The 19588-nt window shown below is 42.4% G+C and carries 13 protein-coding genes; 3 read left to right on the top strand and 10 right to left on the bottom strand.

Annotation, left to right across the window (positions count from 1 at the left end; genetic code table 11):
- Window positions 1-194 precede the first annotated feature (194 nt).
- Window positions 195-3803: a chromosome segregation protein SMC gene (smc, locus tag P5674_RS17695; RefSeq protein ID WP_014275255.1), complete on the bottom strand. Its 3609-nt coding sequence runs from the start codon at window positions 3801-3803 to the stop codon at window positions 195-197.
- Window positions 3804-4065: 262 nt separating this feature from the next.
- On the opposite strand from smc, the gene P5674_RS17690 reads away from it, so the two are divergent.
- The gene (locus P5674_RS17690) at window positions 4066-4698 is read left to right on the top strand and encodes a GNAT family N-acetyltransferase (protein ID WP_006620135.1); all 633 of its coding nucleotides are present in this window, start codon (window positions 4066-4068) and stop codon (window positions 4696-4698) included.
- 42 nt (window positions 4699-4740) lie between these two features.
- On the opposite strand, the gene P5674_RS17685 is transcribed toward P5674_RS17690, so the two are convergent.
- Together P5674_RS17685 and P5674_RS17680 are read right to left on the bottom strand one after the other, a co-directional pair.
- Entirely contained in the window at window positions 4741-6786 is a 2046-nt protein-coding gene (locus P5674_RS17685; protein ID WP_006620134.1) for an ABC1 kinase family protein, read from the bottom strand.
- A gap of 63 nt (window positions 6787-6849) precedes the next feature.
- Window positions 6850-7278, bottom strand: a complete 429-nt coding sequence (locus P5674_RS17680) for a hypothetical protein (RefSeq protein WP_006620133.1) — start codon at window positions 7276-7278, stop codon at window positions 6850-6852.
- A gap of 328 nt (window positions 7279-7606) precedes the next feature.
- On the opposite strand from P5674_RS17680, the gene P5674_RS17675 reads away from it, so the two are divergent.
- The gene (locus P5674_RS17675) at window positions 7607-8854 is read left to right on the top strand and encodes a hypothetical protein (RefSeq protein ID WP_006620132.1); all 1248 of its coding nucleotides are present in this window, start codon (window positions 7607-7609) and stop codon (window positions 8852-8854) included.
- Between the two features lie 64 nt (window positions 8855-8918).
- Here the strand turns inward: P5674_RS17675 and P5674_RS17670 are convergent, their stop codons facing one another.
- The 6 genes from P5674_RS17670 to P5674_RS17645 form a co-directional block, all read right to left on the bottom strand.
- Window positions 8919-9299, bottom strand: coding sequence for a response regulator transcription factor (locus P5674_RS17670; RefSeq protein WP_006620131.1), 381 nt, complete (start codon window positions 9297-9299; stop codon window positions 8919-8921).
- A gap of 19 nt (window positions 9300-9318) precedes the next feature.
- Window positions 9319-10731: an adenylate/guanylate cyclase domain-containing protein gene (locus P5674_RS17665; RefSeq protein WP_006620130.1), complete on the bottom strand. Its 1413-nt coding sequence runs from the start codon at window positions 10729-10731 to the stop codon at window positions 9319-9321.
- The gene (locus P5674_RS17660) at window positions 10721-13969 is read right to left on the bottom strand and encodes a response regulator (protein ID WP_006620129.1); all 3249 of its coding nucleotides are present in this window, start codon (window positions 13967-13969) and stop codon (window positions 10721-10723) included. The genes P5674_RS17665 and P5674_RS17660 overlap by 11 nt, the downstream gene beginning before the upstream one ends.
- A gap of 54 nt (window positions 13970-14023) precedes the next feature.
- On the bottom strand, window positions 14024-15400 hold the full coding sequence (locus P5674_RS17655; RefSeq protein ID WP_006620128.1) for an ABC transporter substrate-binding protein: 1377 nt from the start codon (window positions 15398-15400) through the stop codon (window positions 14024-14026).
- Between the two features lie 225 nt (window positions 15401-15625).
- Entirely contained in the window at window positions 15626-16156 is a 531-nt protein-coding gene (locus tag P5674_RS17650) for a phosphate-starvation-inducible PsiE family protein (protein WP_006620127.1), read from the bottom strand.
- Window positions 16157-16184: 28 nt separating this feature from the next.
- On the bottom strand, window positions 16185-16895 hold the full coding sequence (locus P5674_RS17645; protein ID WP_006620126.1) for an NAD-dependent epimerase/dehydratase family protein: 711 nt from the start codon (window positions 16893-16895) through the stop codon (window positions 16185-16187).
- A gap of 48 nt (window positions 16896-16943) precedes the next feature.
- Here P5674_RS17645 and P5674_RS17640 point away from each other — a divergent pair, with 48 nt between their 5' ends.
- Window positions 16944-17957 (top strand): AEC family transporter, encoded by a 1014-nt coding sequence (locus P5674_RS17640; protein ID WP_014275252.1) that lies wholly within the window; start codon window positions 16944-16946, stop codon window positions 17955-17957.
- Here P5674_RS17640 and P5674_RS17635 read toward each other — a convergent pair.
- Window positions 17943-19172: a lactate racemase domain-containing protein gene (locus tag P5674_RS17635; RefSeq protein WP_014275251.1), complete on the bottom strand. Its 1230-nt coding sequence runs from the start codon at window positions 19170-19172 to the stop codon at window positions 17943-17945. The genes P5674_RS17640 and P5674_RS17635 overlap by 15 nt on opposite strands.
- Window positions 19173-19588 lie beyond the last annotated feature (416 nt).

Genomic DNA, 19588 nt, shown 5'->3' with positions numbered 1-19588 from the left:
TGGGTGAAAGCCAACATAACTGAGAGATGTTGGTGTTGGGTTCCGTACCTCCACCCAACCTACTAAATAGGCTGGGTAGGTTGGGTGAAAGCCAACATAACTGAGAGATGTTGGTGTTGGGTTCCGTACCTCCACCCAACCTACTAAATAGGCTCGCCGCCGAAATGCGATCGCCTTACCTCTAAAAACACTTACTACAATTTGATACCCAGAACCTGGGTATAAGCTCCCCTAGCTTGTGTTACCCCAATGGTCCGCTGGGAGGCTTCCATCATTGGGCGACGCAGACTAACCACAATAAACTGGGCTTGTTGTGCTTGTTGTTTAATCATTTTAGCTAATCGTTCGACATTTGCCCCATCCAAGAACATATCAACCTCATCAAAAGCATAAAACGGGGAGGGTCGGTAACGCTGGAGGGCAAAAATAAAACTGAGGGCCGTTAGGGACTTCTCCCCTCCCGACATAGAAGTTAAGCGCTGTACAGGCTTACCCTTGGGGTGGGCGACTAAATTTAAGCCGCTATTAAAGGGTTCTTCTGGGTCATCAATTTGCAAATATCCATCTCCCTCGGACAATTCAGCGAAAATAGTTTGGAAGTTTTGGTTAACGGCATCAAAGGCATCCTGAAACGCCCGACGGCGGAGGGTGGTAAAGTTTTCAATGCGTAATAGTAGTTCTGTCCTCTCCCCGTGTAGGGTAGCCAGTTTTTGGCTTAACTCCTCTAGGCGGGTAGTAGTACGTTCGTACTCTTCTAGGGCTAACATATTGACAGGTTCGAGATCTTCCATGCCCTTGGTGAGGGATTTCATCTCCCGTTGGAGGGTAGCCAGATCCAGTTTTTCGGGAATGGTGGGTAGTGGGTCGGGAAGTTCAGCTTTTTGGGTTTCGAGTTGTTGCTGTTTAATGTTGAGTTGTTCACGTCGTCCTAGTTGGGTTTCCTCAAGTTTCTGGATCTGCCATTCTAACTGCGACTGGGCGGTGTGCATTTCCCGCAGTTGTGTTTCAGCGCGATCGCGTTCTTGTTTTGCCGTCCCCAAGCGTTGCTCAACCTGAGCCATGGCGGCGCGGGTTTCTCGAATTTGGTTATTGATGCTGGTAATGCGGTTTTGGGTATCGGTGATTTGTTGGTTAAAGGACTCTTGCTGCTGCTTGAACTCAGCCGCGCGTCGGTGGTCTGCTGCCAACTTTTCGCGCCGCGTGGCCGATTGGGTATTAATATCGATTAACCGCTGTTCAACTTCTCGGAGGGCGGTTTCTTGGGCTTGCAGGTGCGCTTCTTGTTGTCGTAGCCGAATTTGTATCTGTTGCCATTCACTGTGGCTGTTGGTGATTTCCAATTGAGCTAGGGTTTCACGATCGCTTTGTAGTTGTTGTTCGGCGGCGGGAATCGTGCTATCTAGTGCTGCTAGACGTTCCCTCGCGGTAGACCATTCTTGGGTTTGCGTGGCTAACTGCGATCGCATTTGTTCTCTAGTCGTGGTAATAGCTAAAATTTGGGACTCTACTTGAGTCACCTTTTGGGTAGCCTCTCGCAGATTTTGTTTAGCCTCGATTAATTCCGCAGAACGTTGTTTAGCCGTTTGCGCCCCCTCTGCAATACCTTGACCCAGGCGGCCCAGTAGCAATTCTATTTCGGCTAATCTTTCTTTAGTCGTGGCGATATCACGGGCTGAGGCATTAGCTTGATCATCTACACTACCAAAGTGCAGAGTTGAACGGGATGTGCTACTACCGCCAGTCATTGCCCCACTAGATTCTAGCAATTCCCCGTCTAATGTCACCATCCGATATTGTCCCAGATAGCGGCGGGCTTGATTTAGGGACTTAAATACTAGAGTTTTGCCAAAGACATAATCGAAAATGTGATCATAACGGCGATCGCATTCAATTAAATTTACTGCCAGGTCTACCAATCCATCAAGGATCGCGGGGATGGAAGTTTCCATTCTCTCTGATGATCGTCTAATTTTGTTGAGGGGGAGAAACGTAGCCCGTCCCGCTTTTTCTCGTTTCAACAGAGCGATCGCCTCTGCCGCCACCGTATCATCTTCTACCACTAAATGTCCTAACCTACCTCCCGCAGCAATTTCTAAAGCTAGTTGATATTTAGGTTCTACCCGTCCCAACTGACAGACCAAACCACAGACCCCAGTTAACCCAGCTTTTTTAATCGCCATAGTCGCATAGCTCCCCGTCGCCTCTTCACGGGCTTGTTGTTGAGCTTCCAGGCGGTCTAATTTACGTTGACGTTCCCGCTGTTCTTCTAATAAGCGGTTGAGTGTGTCTTGTTGTACAGACAGATCTTCTTCTAGGGCGGTCACTATGCGCGATAGAGACTCTACCTGAACAGCCGCGCGATCGCGAGCCTTAGTAGCCGTTTCCAGAGTTTCCTGTTCCGTAGTTAATTGCTCCTGTAAGGATTTTAGCGCCTGTTCCCTTTCCTGGGTTTGGCGCTGTAGTTGTTCCGATCTTTCCCGCAGTCTCGCTTGTTCTGTCTTTTGGGGGTTGAGGCTATTTTGCAGCGCTTCTATTTGGCGGTGTAGTTCCGTCTGTTGCACCATCCAAGTTTCCGCTTGATTAGCTATTTTATCAGCCTGGCTACGGGTTTCGTTCAGGCTAGTTTGGGCGACATGGCGATCGCTTTCCCGAACCCGTGCTAACTCCGTTTCCCTCTTTTTTTGCTGTTCCAAATTAGCCAGAGTTTGGCTATGTTCTTCAATAGCCCCTTGGGTTTGTCGGATCTGCTCACTCACCTTTTGCGCCGCCGTTTCCAATTCCCGCCGCCTCTGTCCAGTAGAACCCAGTTCCGCTTCCTGGGTAGCCAGGGTTGACTGGAGTTGCAGCAGTTCTTCTTCCCCCATAGCTTTTACTAAAGCGTTTAATGTTTCTAGGGTAGTGGTTGCTTGTTTAATTTGGCTTTGCTGCTGTTGGAATTGTTCCGTCAATTCACTATGGCTGCGATCGCCTGCTTCTATTTGTTCCCGCAGTCGCCAGAGTTGTTGTTGTAGGGTTTGATAGTGACCGATAGCGTACCAAAGGCTTTTTTCCTGTAATTCAGCCTTGAGTTTTTGATACTTTTCCGCTTTGGCGCGGTCTTTAGCCAGGCGATCGCGTTGGCTAATTAGTTCCTGTTCAACTATGCGGCTACGTTCTTCCCGTTCTTTGACCGTATCGAGTTTTTCGCGAGCTAGAACAATTTTGCGATCGAACTGTGCTACCCCCGCCAGTTCGTCGATAATTTCCCGCCTTTCCCTCGGTTTCATCGTGATAATACCCGTCACGTCTCCCTGAAGCACAACGTTATAACCTTCTGGGTAGATCCGCAGACGGTTTAGTTGTTCGTGTAGTTCAGTTTGCGTACAGGGTTCCCCATTGATATAGTAGGTAGAGGTGTAGGTTCCCTGTTTTGTCACCCGCAATTTCCGGGTTACACTCCATTCTTCCTTAGCTACCAGTCCCGTTTCTTCCCCTTCTGTTACCGTTTCTCCCTCCCCTCCCAGTTGCGTCGGTTCCTCTTCTAGTTCGGGAAATGTTAGGTCTGATAGGTCAAAAGTAACCGTAACCCGAGTTTCTACCGTCGTTTTCCGGCTTTGGGAATTATTCACCAAATCGGGTAATCTTTCCGCCCGCATTCCTTTCGACGAGGACAGACCTAGGGCGAATAATAGAGCATCAAGAATGTTGGATTTCCCCGAACCGTTCGGTCCAGACACCACTGTAAACCCCGGTAGCAGCGGAATTGAAGTAGTGCCACCGAAGGATTTAAAGTTGGTAAGTTCCACGCGCTTGATGTGAACCATTGAGGCTGGTTAAGTTTGCAAATAAGGTATTATAGGGGTTTTATCAACAAGGGTAGCATAGGTTTAGTGCCTTTTTCCGTAATCGTGGTAACATGGGGACCTGTTTACCCTAGGCTAGGAAGGTAGATTATGGAAGATACGGCGCTACTTGATGGGATTATCGGGTTTTTGGCGATCGCTATTTTGGTGGGCGGTCTGATTTTACTGTTTCAAGGGGTTTCTTCGATTAAGTAGGATATCAACTAGGAGTTAATTGATTAATATGTCTGAGGTGGAGTTTCAACAAATTACCCTCGAAAATCCTGATTTTGCTCAGGCGATCGCACTTTATCAACAGAGTTTTTCTCCCCAGGAAATCATCCCTATTCCTATCATATCCCGGTCTCTCAAGTTGGGCAATATTCAACTCTGGGGGGGATATTATCAGCAGCGATTCGCCCTCATGTCTATTGTTCATCCTTTGCCAAATTCGGAATTTGTTTTATTAGGATATTTGGCGACTGTTCCCCATTTAAGAAATATTAAAATTGGTTCTCAGTTTTTAGAATATATTATCAATGTCGTTAAACAGGATGACAAATCACTTATCTTAGAGGTAGAACATCCTGATTTTGGCGAAAATCGCCAGTTAAAACAGCGCCGCGTTGCCTTTTATCAAAGGTTAGGCGCTCGAATATTTCAGGACATTATTTATATTTTACCTGCCTTAGATGGCACTACAACCACCGAAATGATGTTAATGATTATCGGTGAAAAACATCAGGACAAGTTACCCAAAACCCTTGTACAGCAGTTAATCCGCGATTTATATTCAGAGGTATATAACTGCAATCCTGATGACTCGATTTTTCATTGGATTGCAGATATTAAACACGACATTAATTTGATTAGTTAGTCATGGTAATTACCTGTGATAATAGGGCGGGTTAATTAATTATCAATTATCAAACCGAAAGGCGGCGGGGAGAGATAATTGTGGGAAAGGTTTAACCTCAGCAGGTTTAGGCGAATGTCCGTTTTGGGATGAAGGGTTAGATTCATCCGAGGCTAACATCTCTCGAAGGAGACGAGCGATCGCTCTTTGTGCTAAATCCCCGGCGACCTGCTGACTCAAATCTCGCACTTCCGGTTTTCCTAACAAGTTCGGAACCCGCTGTACTAATAACATAGGGTCAAAACCCTTAGTTTCCTGAAGAATAGCAATAATCCGCTGAACATGATCAAGATTTTTACGATCAGTTTCTGATACTGACTGGACTGGTGGCTGAGTTTTTACCCCCATCCATTGAGCAATAGTCCTTTGTGCTTTAGCGATCGCACTTTGGGAAGCCAAATCAATATTATTAACCAATTCCCGCGCCAGATTTTCTCGGATAAACTCTCCTCTTTCCGAGAAAATAAAATCTAAAGTCTGATCGAGAACCTGATTAATATCGTAATCATCGCTATTTTTAGCATTTTTGAGCAAATTTTCCAAACGATTCCACCGGAAGGAACCATCTTTAAATAGTAATAGGCGCAGAGAAGTTCGTAACTCTGGCGCTGGGTCACTTAATAAGCGTTTCGCTACATAGGGATAGGCTTTGCTGAGAACTTTAAAATTGGGGTCAACATTAATCGCAATTCCTTCTAAAGTTACCAGCGATCGGATAATTAACGCATAATAAGCCGGCACCTTAAACGGGTACTCATACATCAAAGCCGAAAGTTCATCAGTAATGCTTTTAAAATTCAACTCGGCTACACTAGCACCCAAAGCATTGTTAAACACCTCCCCTAAAGCTGGGATAATCGGGGTTAGGTCTGTGTCAGGACTCAAAAACTCTAGCTTTACATAATCATGTGCTAAACCTTCAAAATCCCGATTAACTAAATGCACCACCGCTTCTAGTAGACCATAACGCTGATAGGGTTTAACCTCGCTCATCATCCCGAAATCGAGATAAACTAACTTTCCATCTGGACTAGCCAGCAAGTTACCTGGGTGAGGGTCAGCATGAAAAAATCCATGTTCTAGGAGTTGACGGAGGGAACATTGTACCCCCACTTCAATTAAATAACGAGCATCAATTCCTTGGGCGGCAATTTCTTCTAAATTGGTGAGTTTGGTTCCCGTTACCCACTCCATTGTTAACACCCGCCGTCCGGTATATTCCCAATAGATACGGGGTACATAAATATCTTTTAAATGTCCGTAGAGTTCTTGGAAGCGTTCCGCATTACGACCTTCTTGGTTGTAGTCCATTTCTTCATAGATGCGACTCCCCAACTCATCCATAATCGCTACTAAGTCGCTGCGAATAAATTTCAGGTTATTATTCGCCCAAATTGCCAACGTTCTGAGAATATAAATATCTAGTCCTATTCTTTCGCATAGGTCAGGACGCTGAACTTTAACGGCTACGGTTTCACCTGTTTTCAGTTTGCCTTTATAGACTTGTCCTAGGGAGGCGGCGGCGAGGGGGTCGGAGCTAAGTTCAGCATAGATGTTTTCTGGCCGATCGCCTAATTCTTCTTCAATAAACTTATAGGCTACTTCGTTGGGGAAGGGGGGTAATTGGTCCTGGAGTTTGGTTAATTCTTCAAGATATAGTGGCGCTACTAAATCAGGACGGGTTGATAAGGCTTGTCCGATTTTGATGAAAGCTGGACCGAGTTCGGTCAGCAGGTTTCGCAGTTGAATGGCTCGTTTGCGCTGATTACGATCGCCCCTAGCAAATCGGCGATCGCTCCAAATTCCCCAATACCAAAATCCGAGTTTCCAGATAATTGACAACAGGCGACCCCAAACCTCAAAAATCCGCGAACGATAATGATTGGCGATCGCTTCGGGGTCATAACGCAATAAGACTTCCTCGGAATTCGCTTGTGTATTTATAGTTTCCGAGAAGTTCACATCAATGGCCTCGGTTTCGAGTGCTTTCGGTGTTAGTGAATTGGAGTCAGCCTCGGACAATGTAGGCAACACTGGTTTAGCTGTCATGTAAATCTTGGTTAGGGTCTGATTGTGATTGTAAACTATCTTAACAAATTTTCAGCTAAAGTTCTAAGGCTGTTGGATTGACTCTCGCTTCAGTCTATGACATAGATTAAGCAAGTGACAAAGACTGTTGACCGGAAGTCTGGGAGGAGGTGAGTCGGAGTTAGGCCAATCTTTGAGGTCAAAACAGGGACAGCAGGGTGTTGGCATACCGTGAATGCGGACCGGAATAGGCATTGCACACCTAGCACAGTCGATGATTTCCCATTCGGGTGTCAGTAGTTGTGCTATGGTCTCATTGGTTCCCTCTAGGTAGCAGTCGCCAGACTCTGGACTTAAAATTTGTTCCCAGCACTCCTCGAATTCTTGGCTATAGCGATCGCCTGCAATAATCCTTAATGGTAGTTGAGTTTGGCTGCCATTATTCAGGACAACCTTTTTGCCTAACTGAAACCAGTGGGCTAGATATTGTTTTACTTGGTTTTCGGAAGCCATAATTTTTGATCCGGGTTGCCATTAATCTTTGCTAATTGGGAGAATTTCTGACTCCTATTGATGATTTTAGCTTAACAAAGCTGAGATTGAGGTAATTCAAACCTTTAATAATATTTAAGTTTTGGCGACAATGACTAATAATTAATTATCAATACTGTAGCAATATAAATCAGTATTTGTACGGATGGTTAGGTGAGTATAAGCAGATTTGACCAGGGAATTTTCCGTAATTTCCACATTGTCTAGTTTATAGTATGCGGCTTAAAATGAATTTACTGGCAACAGTAGACAGTTGTTGCTAATGGCTCAATTAACGAGGACTCTTAGAATGAGTACGGCTTTCTCGGTTTTAGACCTAGCCAAACAGGGAGATATTAATGCGATCGCTACATTAATTCAAAACAAACTAGAATCGAAAGGTATTCGGGTAAGGTTTGACTGTGATCAAGGAGATATTAAGTTATTTTTAGAATCTTCTCGCCTGGGAGGAAAAACCGTAGGGGATGCTGTTTATAAGTATGTTGAAGCCAGCAAGTTTAACTTACAGTGTATTAACTCCATAAAAATCTATAAGACCAATGAAGGTCGTTGGAAATTAGTTTATCGAGTCGAAGTTGAGCAGAAGAAGAATGAGAATGTAATCGCCTTAGAAGTCAACTCACCTCGGACTCTTACCGCACCGGAAATAAACGGCAATGCTTCAGACTTACTCCCTCTCAAACAAGACTTGGAACAGTTACACGAATCGGTCAAAAACGAAATTAACCGTCTGTCTCAAATTTCATCCCAATTAGAAAGGGTGTTACAGGTATTAGAACCTAAGATTCCTTCACCTAAACCAGTAGAAACAAGCCAAGAACCGACCGAGTTAATTAACTGGCTACAACAACTGGAGATTACAGTTAACAGTAGTAATCAACCCAGTTCCTCTGATGATGTCCTCAATCAACTAGCTGATATCATTGGTAATAACTACCAAGATTTAAGTAGATTACATCAGGCGATCGTCCAGAGTATTTGTAGCAAAAGTCCTTTTCATCTCAACTTATCTAATAGTAGTCAAGCCGAGATATCGCAATCGACACAATTATGTAATAGGCTAAGTCGTCTCAGCTTTCTGTCAACCTATCACTATAATAAAAGTAGTAAAACCATTTCCGGTAAAGTTGACCCCCAAGGACCAATTATCAATTTCTTTAATGGTATGTGGTTTGAGAGGTTTATTTACCGAAAAATCACCAATTTCTTTAATGAGTATGACCTCAGCTATCAATGCTTAATCAATCCTAAGCTAGAATTTGCAAATGGAAATGTATTTGAGTTAGATTTTCTGTTTTGGGTGAACCAGCAAGTTCTCTGGGTTGAATGCAAATCAGGTAAAAATTATAACCCCACTATCAGTATCTATGAGGCTCATAGAAATTCTCTAGAATTACCGAAAGAATCGTCGATGATGGTATTATTACAAGCAGATACACAACAAACAAGAGACCTGACTACACTACGAGGCTTAACCATTGTGAACCCTGATAATTGCATTGATGAAATCAAACAAACTCTTAACTTAGGTAGTTAAGAGGAAGTCAGGATCGAATTTTTTTGAGTTGGGGGTTAGGCGCTAAAATGCGCCTGATTAGCAGTTAAGACATCCCGAGGATTTCCAGGGACTTTTCTAGGACTTCATCGGGATCAAAAGGCTTAGTCATATACAAATTGGCTCCCACCTTTTCACCCTGTTGTTTATCAAATTCCTGACCTTTAGCAGTGAGCATAATCACAAAAACATCAGATAATCCCAGTTCATTTTTGACGGCGTTACAGACATCAAAACCATTCATTTTCGGCATCATCACATCCAGAAAAATCAAATCCGGCTTTTGTTGTTTGATAATGGCGATCGCCGCTTCACCGTTATCAGCGATTAATAACTCCACACCCTCATCTTCTAGTTCTTCCAAAGTTTGTTGAAGCAAGAGTCTGATGTGAGGTTCATCATCTACAATTAAAATACTTAGTGACATCAGCTTTCCCCTAAACCATTCAATATAACACTTCAAAGACTTCTATTTTATTTTTTTTACCCTTGAGCTTAACAATACCCACCTCTTTAAAAGAGAAATCATTTTGTGTTGCATTATATATACTACGTCCTACCAGTATTTGTCTACCCTTGGCCAAAGATTGTAACCGAGAGGCCACATTAACCTGATCTCCGATCGCCGTATAATCAACATGATGGGGTGAGCCAATATTCCCGACCACTACCTCACCGGAACTAATACCAATTCCGGTATGAAAATTGTCTCGAATCCAATGATTAGGGATGTGTTGTAAGCGATTTTGCATTCCAATGGCGGCTTCTATGGCTCGTTGTTCACAATTAGTCAAACTAGCGGGAGCGCCAAACATACAAACGATCATATCTCCGACAAACTTATTGACAGTCCCCCCATGTTCAAAAATGACATTAACCATCTCTTCAAAATAAATATTCAAATATTCGACAATTTTTTCCGGTGGCAATTCTTCGCACTTGGTGGTAAAATCACGGATATCAGCAAATAAAATAACTAAATTTTTGCGGCAGTTTTTCAGCAAATTTTCATCTTTGGAGTTAATCACAGCCTGGACTAACTGAGGTGACATATATCTTTCCAAGTTACTTTTAATGCGTTCTTCTTGCAATCGATATTCATGAAATCGGATATTTTCAATAGCATTAGCAGCCTGAGATGCGATCGCTGTCAATAATTTTAAATCACTAGCGTTATAGGAGACAGGTTTAGTGCTAAATAGCACAATAAAACCGATAATCCGGTTTTGATGTTTGAGAGGCGAAAACAAAAGAGCCGATATTTGGGAAGCCATGAACGCCAAGCGAAAATCATAGGCGAGATTATTGATAATTTCCGGCTGTAAAAAATCAAAAATAGCCTCGGAAATTTTCTCGGATAAGGGATAACTAAGTTGAGAACATTCCCCAGCAACTACAATCATTTCACACTGTTGATTTTGTTCATCATCCTGATGACAATTAATCACAAAACCCCCAGTAGCTCGAATAGCTTGCATAGCTTCTTGTAAAATCAGTAAAGCCAAAGATTTATGATCCAAAACCGCACTCAATTTTTCCGAAATTCGGTAAAGTAGATTAATTTCCTTATACCTTTCCAAGGTTTCATGAGCCAAAGTTTTGCGTTCCCATTCTCGATTAACTAAATAAGTCAGTAGAGAAGCCACTGTAGCGGCTTCTTTATCGCCTTCGACCCAACCAATAGATTGATTATGAAGTAAAATCGGATAAGTTTCTGTATGGAGTGCTTGAAGGTCACCCAATAGACAATTACCCTCGTGGTCAAAAATAGAAATTGAGCCACTATTTAACTTAAGAATTTCATCGATAATTGAGGCAATCTCAGGAAAACGCAAAATTTGTTTAAGTTTAATCTTCATGGTTGCCACAGGAGTCTTCTAACAAAAATAGAAATATATTAGCTAGTTCTTTTTCAAACTTCAAACTACTAACCAAATTATACTTTTTGGAAAATTCAGCATTAGCAATCACCAAATCTGGTTTTATGGCTCGAATTTGAGGTAAAAACTCTTCCTGTGTTTGAGTCTGAGATACAATATAACCTTGAGTTTTTAGGACTTCATTTAAAATCTCAAGGGTGGAAATATCGCGATCGACAATTAACACCCGTTTAGGAGACTCTCCACGAGCAAACAAAGATTTAACTTCTTGTAATAAAGTTTCTTGAGCCACTGGCTTAGTTAGGTATTTATCAACCCCTACCTGATAGCCACGACTAACTGAGTCATCAGCGGAGACAACCAAAATAGGAATATGCTGAGTTTCCGGGTCATGTTTTAAAATAGCCGCCACATCAAAACCATTAATCTCCGGCATAATAATATCAAGAATTACTAAATCTGGTGGATTTTGTTTAATTTGACTAATGGCTTCTCGACCATCTTTCGCCAAGCGGACATTATAGCCTTCCGCATCTAATTCTTGACGCAATAACTCTCTAATACTTGGGTCATCATCCACGATTAAAATAGTCTTTTTATGTTCTCCTATGGACTGATTATCCTGATGTTTTTCATTAGTTAGGTGATTAATTAAAGATTGCAAATCAAGAGTTTTAACAGCGTTTTGGATATCTTGGTCATCAGGTAAAGGCAAGGTAAAATAGAAGGTACTACCCACTCCCACCTGACTTTCTACCCAAATCGACCCGCCGTGATGCTGGATAATTTCTTGGCAAATTGGCAAGCCTAAACCAGTTCCTTGCGGTTTATTAGTTAGGGTATTACCTACCTGTTTAAACTTCTCGAAAACCTGTTCTCTATCAGCAGCATCAATACCACAACCTGTGTCTTTTACGGACACTTTAATCGCGGACTTGACCGCCATTAATTTTAATGTTACATTGCCTGTTTCTGTGAATTTTACAGCATTAGAAATTAAGTTAATAAAAACCTGCATTAATTTATCATTGTCTCCCATAATATCGGGGAGATTGTCCGGCATATTTACAATTAATTTAATTGGCTTGTTATTAAATAAAGAAGTAGTGGCAGATATGGCTCGTTCTACTACGGTTTTGATAGATAAGGGTTCTATATGCCATTCGGTCTTACCAGCTTCCATTTTGGCAATATCAAGCACATCATTAATTAGATTGGTTAATCGTATGCCTTCTGAAACAATAATATCTACATTACTAGCGACTTGATTAACGGCTCTATTGATTTTTGTGTCATCAGTTTTAATGAAGGGTAAAATCACATCATCCAGTTTTTTCTGAATCAATTTAGCAAACCCCAAAACAGAGGTTAAAGGTGTTCTTAATTCGTGGGATACGGTGGAGATAAAATCAGTTTTCATCCGATCTATTTCTTTTTCAGCGGTAATATCCCTAAATAATACCACTGAACCAATATATATTAATTCTTCTGAACCTGATGGGGAAGATACCTGTTTAAGTACACCCTTAGCGACGGCTTGACCAATGCGATCGCCTTCTAATTTGACTTCCCCTTGGAAAGCATCCAGAGGTTGAGCCTTAGACTGCAAAAGCAAATTCAGCACATCCCCACTAAAGGCTTCGCTGCACAATTTACCCCGTATATCTAAATCTCCCAAAGCAAACAAATTAGCCAAAGCCGGATTAGTGCGAGTAATTTTACCTTCAGCATCAGTAACTAACAATCCATCAGCAATGTGGTCAATAATTGAAGTCAGATTAGCCAAAGTTTCCTGAAGTTCAACGGTAGCCATTTTCACCCTCTCTTCTAAATATTTATTAGCATCAGATAACTGTTGATTAAACTCTTTAATGTCAGTAATCATCTGATTAAAAGTCCGAGCCAAAATCCCAATTTCGTCTTGAGTTAAAACGGGTGCTTGACAGTCAAAATTGCCATCAGAAACCTTTAAAGCAGTCTCAGTAATTGCCAGAATAGGTTGAGTAATTTTGCGAGTTAACAGATATACAGCAATCAACAGTAAACTGATAGAAGTCAACCCTAGCAACAAGATATCTTTAGCGAGGCGATTAGCGGGAGCAAAGGCTTCTTTTTGTTCCATTTCGGCAATCAAAGCCAAATTTTGCTCTTCCAACCAGGTATATACCCCAATCACGGGAATACCATCATAATTGCGATAAATACCCTCTCCGGTTTCTCCCCGCAAAGCTGCATCAATTCCGGGACTGCTAACAGCTTGGATCAGTTTTTCTTCTCCGATTTGGTGACTAGAAATCAAAGCGCTTTGGCTTTCTAAACGACCGACTAAATAAGTTTCGCCACTGTTTCCCAAACCCGCCCTTTTTCGGATAATTTCATCGATACTATTCAGGTTTAAATCTATGGCAATGACAGCTATACGTTGATTTTCTGGGGTTAAATTAATATTGTTGGTTGATTGCACTAATTGTTGGAGGGTGGCGCGATCGGGTTGTCCAGTTACTGGCAGTCCATAGGCATTTTGAGCGTCTTGGATGGCTGTTTCGGTTTCCACGCCCCATATATTGTCAATGGAACCATTATAAAAGCCTCCGTTAGCCAACAGGGTTTGAATAGCAATGATATTATCTGACTCTGGTATATCCAGGGTGGCGCTAGTGGAAGACCTAGGACTAAAAACCGGGGAGGCTAGGGTGACCATGGGTCGCCCAGTTTTGGTGGAGGTGTAAAAATTAGGACGGACTCGATCGCCTGACTCTATACTTTCAAAATAGGTGGTAGTATTGCCTAGCGGTTGATAGTTTCCGATAGTGGTGGGGTCAGTAGAATAGATGATAATTCCAGCGGTGGTCAGTAGAGAAATGCGATCAATTTCGGGCTTGAGGGCGAGGATTTGAGTTAATTCTTGGTTGATTATCTCTTGAGCTTGAGATTTTTGGGCTTCTGTGGCGTTGGGGTCTACCAGAATTGCGGCTTGAGTCCTGACGGTTAAGTTACTAGCGGTGGCTAGGGTTTCTCGCCGTTGAGTTTCTGCCCATTTGTTGACCTGATGGGCTTTGAGGGAAGTAGCTACCTGCAATCTCTCAAAAACTGATTGTTGCAGGGACTCCCGCGCGCGAATGTTAACAGTAAAGCTAACCAGCCCAACGGTGACACCGGACAGTAAGAAAAAGTAACCCACCAATTTTGACAGTAGGCTTTGATTGAGGAGTTTCATCTGTTTACCTCTCGCTATAACCTGATTTGGGTTAGCATGGTGGGCTGTGGACTATTATTGCTCCCACTTGGTGAAAATAGCCTCAATTTCAGCGATCGCCCGATCCGCTGCCTGTTCTGGTGAGATACCATCAGCTACAATAGCACGGATAACCTGACCCCAAATATTATCCGATAGCACTTGAGAATAAGCCGGATTAAATGATTGTGCAAATGGCCTAGCTTGCTGATATTGCTGAACAGACGCTGAAATATGCGGATCTTCGGGATTTGTCCAAAATGGATCTTCTAATAGTTTTGGCATTACCGGAAAATAGCGTCCTTGGGCACCCTGAAGATAGGAACCTAAGTTCTCTGGTTGAATTAGATAGGATAGTAGACTTTTGGCTTGTTCGTGATTGGGGGACTCTTTAAATATAACAACCATTTTGACACTGGAAACGGAATTAAGGCGATCGCCATTTAGTGTGTTGGGCCAGTCTATGGTGACTAAATCTTGAAAATAGGTCTGGGTATCCTGACGCTGGGAACCGGGAATTGATAGGGATGGATTAGCGGTTAAAATTGAATTTCGACTCAGGAAAGAGATGTTATTATCAGGATTTGCCCAGTCGATGGCACTAGGGGGAACATAGCCATCTTTATAAAGGTTGGTGTATTCGGTCAGGGCGTTAATCAAGCCTTGACGCACCCGGGGTTCCCTAACTTGCAGTTTTCCTGTGGGGCTAATTAATTGTACATTGTGGGCTGTTAAAAATTGCTCAAAGGTGAAGTAGGTATCACTGGCGGCGGGGGACATGGGGAAACCAAAGGCATAGATATTTTGCTGACCCTGGGAACGTAATTCGTCTTGAATGTCTTTCCAAAATTGCCAAAATCCCTCCCAGTCTTGAGGAATGCGATCGCTACTAAATCCCGCTTGTGCTACTAGGGGTTTCCAGTAGTGAATATGAATAGTTTGCTGGCTGAGGGGGGCTGCATATTTTCCGGTTTGTCCAGTTTCGGCGTTTTTGTATGCTACCGATTCTAGGGCTTGCGGATCGTAAATGCTTCGCAGAGGATTAATTATATCGGATAGATCAACCAGTTGATTATCCCACGCTAAACTAGGTATTAAGGTTTCGACTTTGCCCGTGCTAAACAACAGGTCGGGAAGATTAACTGCAGCGATCGCATTCTGGGTTTCTGTCAGCATATCTCCATCACTGTAGAACGTCAATTCTACCCGATTTCCGGTCTCATTTTCCCACTCCCTTACTAATCTCTCGATTTCTTGAGTTTCTTCTGGATAAAACCCCTGTTGCCACCAAACCCTAAATGTCCTATCCCTAGCACCAGAACCCACAGACGATGGGGAGGTGTTACAGGTCACTACCCCTAATGATAATAAGAATAGGAGACCATACTTAATAAATTCTTGGCGTGTTTGCATGGTAAAATACTACCTACAACTATTGTGGAAACTTATCTCATAACTGTATCCAATTTTACCACGGAATCTATTAAGATTATCAACATTTGATCAGTTGACTGGATACGATAGCTGCTGGGGATTATCCCTAATTATTTAGTGAAGTTATCTTAACAGATATTAAGATATATAAAAATGGATGGTTACTGAATTTTAACCAACTGTCGAATTTCGATTAAATTAATGTTAATCATGTTCCTGGTCTTCCTCATCATCGGGGCGAGATTTTCGAGACTTGTTAAACCTTTTATTTTTGATGGCAATATCTTCATTCATAGTCCGAATTAACCAATAACTCGCAGCCAAAGCTAAACTCGCACCTGCCAAAGCCACCACATCTATTTTTTGATATTTATTGGTGTCAAAAATGATAATCTTTCGGGAGACAGCAATTAAAGCTGTCACCACGACTAACTCAACTTGAACAATATGCTTTTTTAAATAAGCCGTGATATTTTCCAACAACTCCAAAGCAATTAAAATATTCAAGAATAGCCCAAAAATCTCGATTAAAGTGGCATCAAAAAACCCGGTTGGTTTGGAGGTAAATAAATCCGTCAACAACACCCGAATCAAATCAACCAGAGAAACGATGATCACCAAAATTAAAGCCACCGACAAAATTTTAGAGACGCAATTCTCTACCCAGTGAATCATCCCTAAAAAATTCTCGTCTTTAAACTGATTTAAAAATCTGAGAAACCTTTTTTTAAACATTGATTAATTTCTGATATAATGGGGAAATTTAGGAGTTAGTATTCCTGTTTAATTCGGCATTGTCTTGGGGCTGATAGTCGATTAATTGGCGGGCATTTTCAATGTCCCAAATCCGATTAGTATTGTTAGAAACCCCATAAAAAATCTGAAAACCCAAATCTTGATGATCTAGGGATTTTTGCACCAATTGCGCCAAATCTCTGGGACTACACCAAGTTTTCCAACTGCGATCGCTATTAGGATATGGCAAAAACGAACCAATCCGCAAGCAAATAATCGACATCCCATATTGGTCTACAAAAAACTGCGCCAACGCCTCCCCAAAAGCCTTACCAACCCCATATAAAGAATCAGGTCTCACCACCATTTCCGGGGTGATATCCGACTCCCCAATCACTTCTCGCCACCCGGAAACATGATTACTACTAGCATAAATTAACTGCTTTATCCCCACTCGTCTCGCCGCCTCAAACACATTATAAGTTCCCGCAATTCCCCCCTGATAGACATCTTCCCAAGGCTGTTGTACGTCTGGGTTACTCGCCAGATGAATTACCCCATCAACCCCCTCCATAGCCTGGGAGACCGCCTCAAAATCAGCAATATCCGCTATGATGACCTCATCAGCATCAGAAATCGGTTTAAGATCCAAACATCGGAATTGATAACAGCCAGCTAACAATTCTCGAAGCGATCGGCCAATTTGTCCAGCCGCACCCGTAATCAGAACCTTTCGCATTTCCCTTGTCAACCAGTCAAATCCAGTCTATTCTAGCATTAACCTGTCATGATTTTAACTATATTAGAAAATCCAATTGTTAGATTATACATCAATTTAATTGGCTGGGCTTTACTAGGATTTATACTCGGTAAAAAACTCCCCGCTAGTACATCTAAGTATTTAGGCCAGTTTCTCTATTGGATTGGTGTTCCCCTCGGCATCATTGCCTTTATGCGGGGAGTTGATATCTCTGGATATATTTGGATTTCCCCTATTGCTGGATGGGTTGCCATATTGGTTGGGGCAATTTTTGCGCGTTTTTGGATGGAATTAGAAATCAGTGATGAACGCATTAAAGCCATAGCTTCAGGTATGGTTGACCCCCGCCATGTAAAACCAGATCAACCCATCCCAGAAACCGCCTGGACTCAACCAACCCAAGGCAGTTTTTTACTAGCTATGATGGTAGGAAATACCTCTTATTTAGGGTTTCCTGTAGTCCTGTCTTTAATTGGTCCTGAATACTTTTTATGGGCGGTTCTTTATAACACCCTCGCCACCAGTCCCGGACTCCACGGCATCGGCTATATGATTTCGGCTAATTATGGGAATAATCCCCTAGCACAACGTCGTAAAAATCCACTACAAATTATTTTTGGAAATCCGGCTTTATGGAGTTTTGGGTTTGGCTTTTTTTTCCGCCATGTTCCCCTTCCAGACCTGGCAGAAAATGCTTTAAGAACTTCGGCTTGGTCTATTGTTACCTTAGCTATTATTATGATTGGCATTCAACTTAGCCAATTAGGGAAACTGCAAAAATTCAGCCAAGCCTTGATTTGTCTAGCCATTAAAATGATTGTGGTTCCCTTGGTAGTAGGTACAGGTTTGATGTTTTTTGGAGTGACAGGTTTACCCAGATTAGCGATTGTTCTCCAAATGGCTATGCCGCCTTCTATTGCTACGGTAATTTATGCGATCGCCTATGGTCTGGATAAGGATTTATCCGTAGCTACGGTGGCTTTAGGTTCGGTGGGTTTATTAATGACAATACCTATGTGGTTATGGCTATTTTCGCCTTAAAATTAAATCGGTAGCATGGTAAACAATAGCATCAAATTCTGAGGTTTCTAAACTGGCTGGGTCGCGATAACCTAAATTAATGCGATCGCACATTTTCTCATCAATATATTCTGATGCTAAAAATACCTTAATTCGCTGTAAATGCTGACCCACCCGAATTAAATGACTAGCCACTAGGGGATTATTTAACTCTCCCGAATTAACCCATTTTTTCACCTGTTCAGGAATAGCATAACCGAATTGATTAATAATATCGCCGTGGGTGGCAGAAATCCCCTCAGCTAACCTTCCTCTCACCACCAAAATTCCCCCATCTCTGACAATATCTGCACAGTTATAAACCGCTTTAGCAGCCTGCCAAAAATCCGCACTTTTATCATCCACAATAGCCAGCAATTTATCGCAGGGTTCAACAGTTTTTAAAAACAATTTAGCACTAAGTGCGGCCGCCTGACGATAGGAAGATTGTAAATCACCCACAAACACATCAACAATACCAGTGGGAAGGGTAACAAAGTTAACCGAAACCAAAGTAGCCGGAAATGCTTGAGTAGCTAACTCCCCCACTTGCGCTAATATATCCCTAATGGGATTATCCACTTTTGCCATAATTTCTTCCGTAGGGAACAGATTACTTTTCCAGTGGGTGTAATCAATTATGGCTTGATTAGCAATTCCCGGACAAAGATATTTTGTCCCCCCAGAAAATCCCACAACTCGATGAGGAAATACACTCCCAAAACACATCACGACATCCTGATTAATCATCACCCTATTTAACTTGACAGTGACCCCATCAATTACGCCAATTTCGACTAAATGACTATCATCAAAGGCATGATGATTTAACAGGTTAATATTTTCAGCTTCCCTAGGGGATATTCCCAATTTATTGAGCATTTCTGTCTCGGTCATCGGTCGATGAGTTCCCAAGGCAAATATTACGGAAATCTCCGGGGATGAATGTCTGTGCAGAAACCTTAATAATTGGGGGAAAAATAGGTTAATAGGTGTGGAACGGGTGACATCTTCACAGATAATCAGAAGGCGATCGTACTGTTGATTTAGGGATAATAAATAATCGGTGATTTTGCCGATAATGGCATCAACCGAAATCAGCTCAACTGGTTCTAGGGTGATAATTTTCATATTGATTTGAATCTCAGCAATTAGCGCCATCATACCATCAACAATAGTAGGTTGGGTGCAACCCAACCCTATCAATCAACCCCTTCTCTACCCCCTCACCCAACCCGCCCCAAATCACCTGTTTCAGCCATCCTTAAAAAAACTCCCAAAATCCCAGGTTTTCCCCTTGACAAATCCCCCAAATTGACCTACCATTAAAGAATGGGAATCTGTGCCGACATATATATGGGTTTATTCAGATAGTCAATCCATCAACAATAGTAGTTGGGTGCAACCCAACCCCCTGTCAATTTGACTGGTGGGGAAAACCATGGTGGCGTTGGGTTTCGCTGCGCTACACCCAACCTACTTCTGGGAAACTGTGAAGACATATATATGGGTTTATTCAGATAGTCAATCCATCAACAATAGTAGGTTGGGTGCAACCCAACCCCCTGTCAATTTGACTGGTGGGGAAAACCATGGTGGCGTTGGGTTTCGCT

This window comes from Limnospira sp. PMC 289.06 (assembly GCF_032350395.1).
Lineage (GTDB): Bacteria > Cyanobacteriota > Cyanobacteriia > Cyanobacteriales > Microcoleaceae > Limnospira > Limnospira platensis.
The sequence above is the reverse complement of the archived record's forward strand: the minus strand, read 5'-3'. Positions and strand labels throughout refer to the sequence as shown.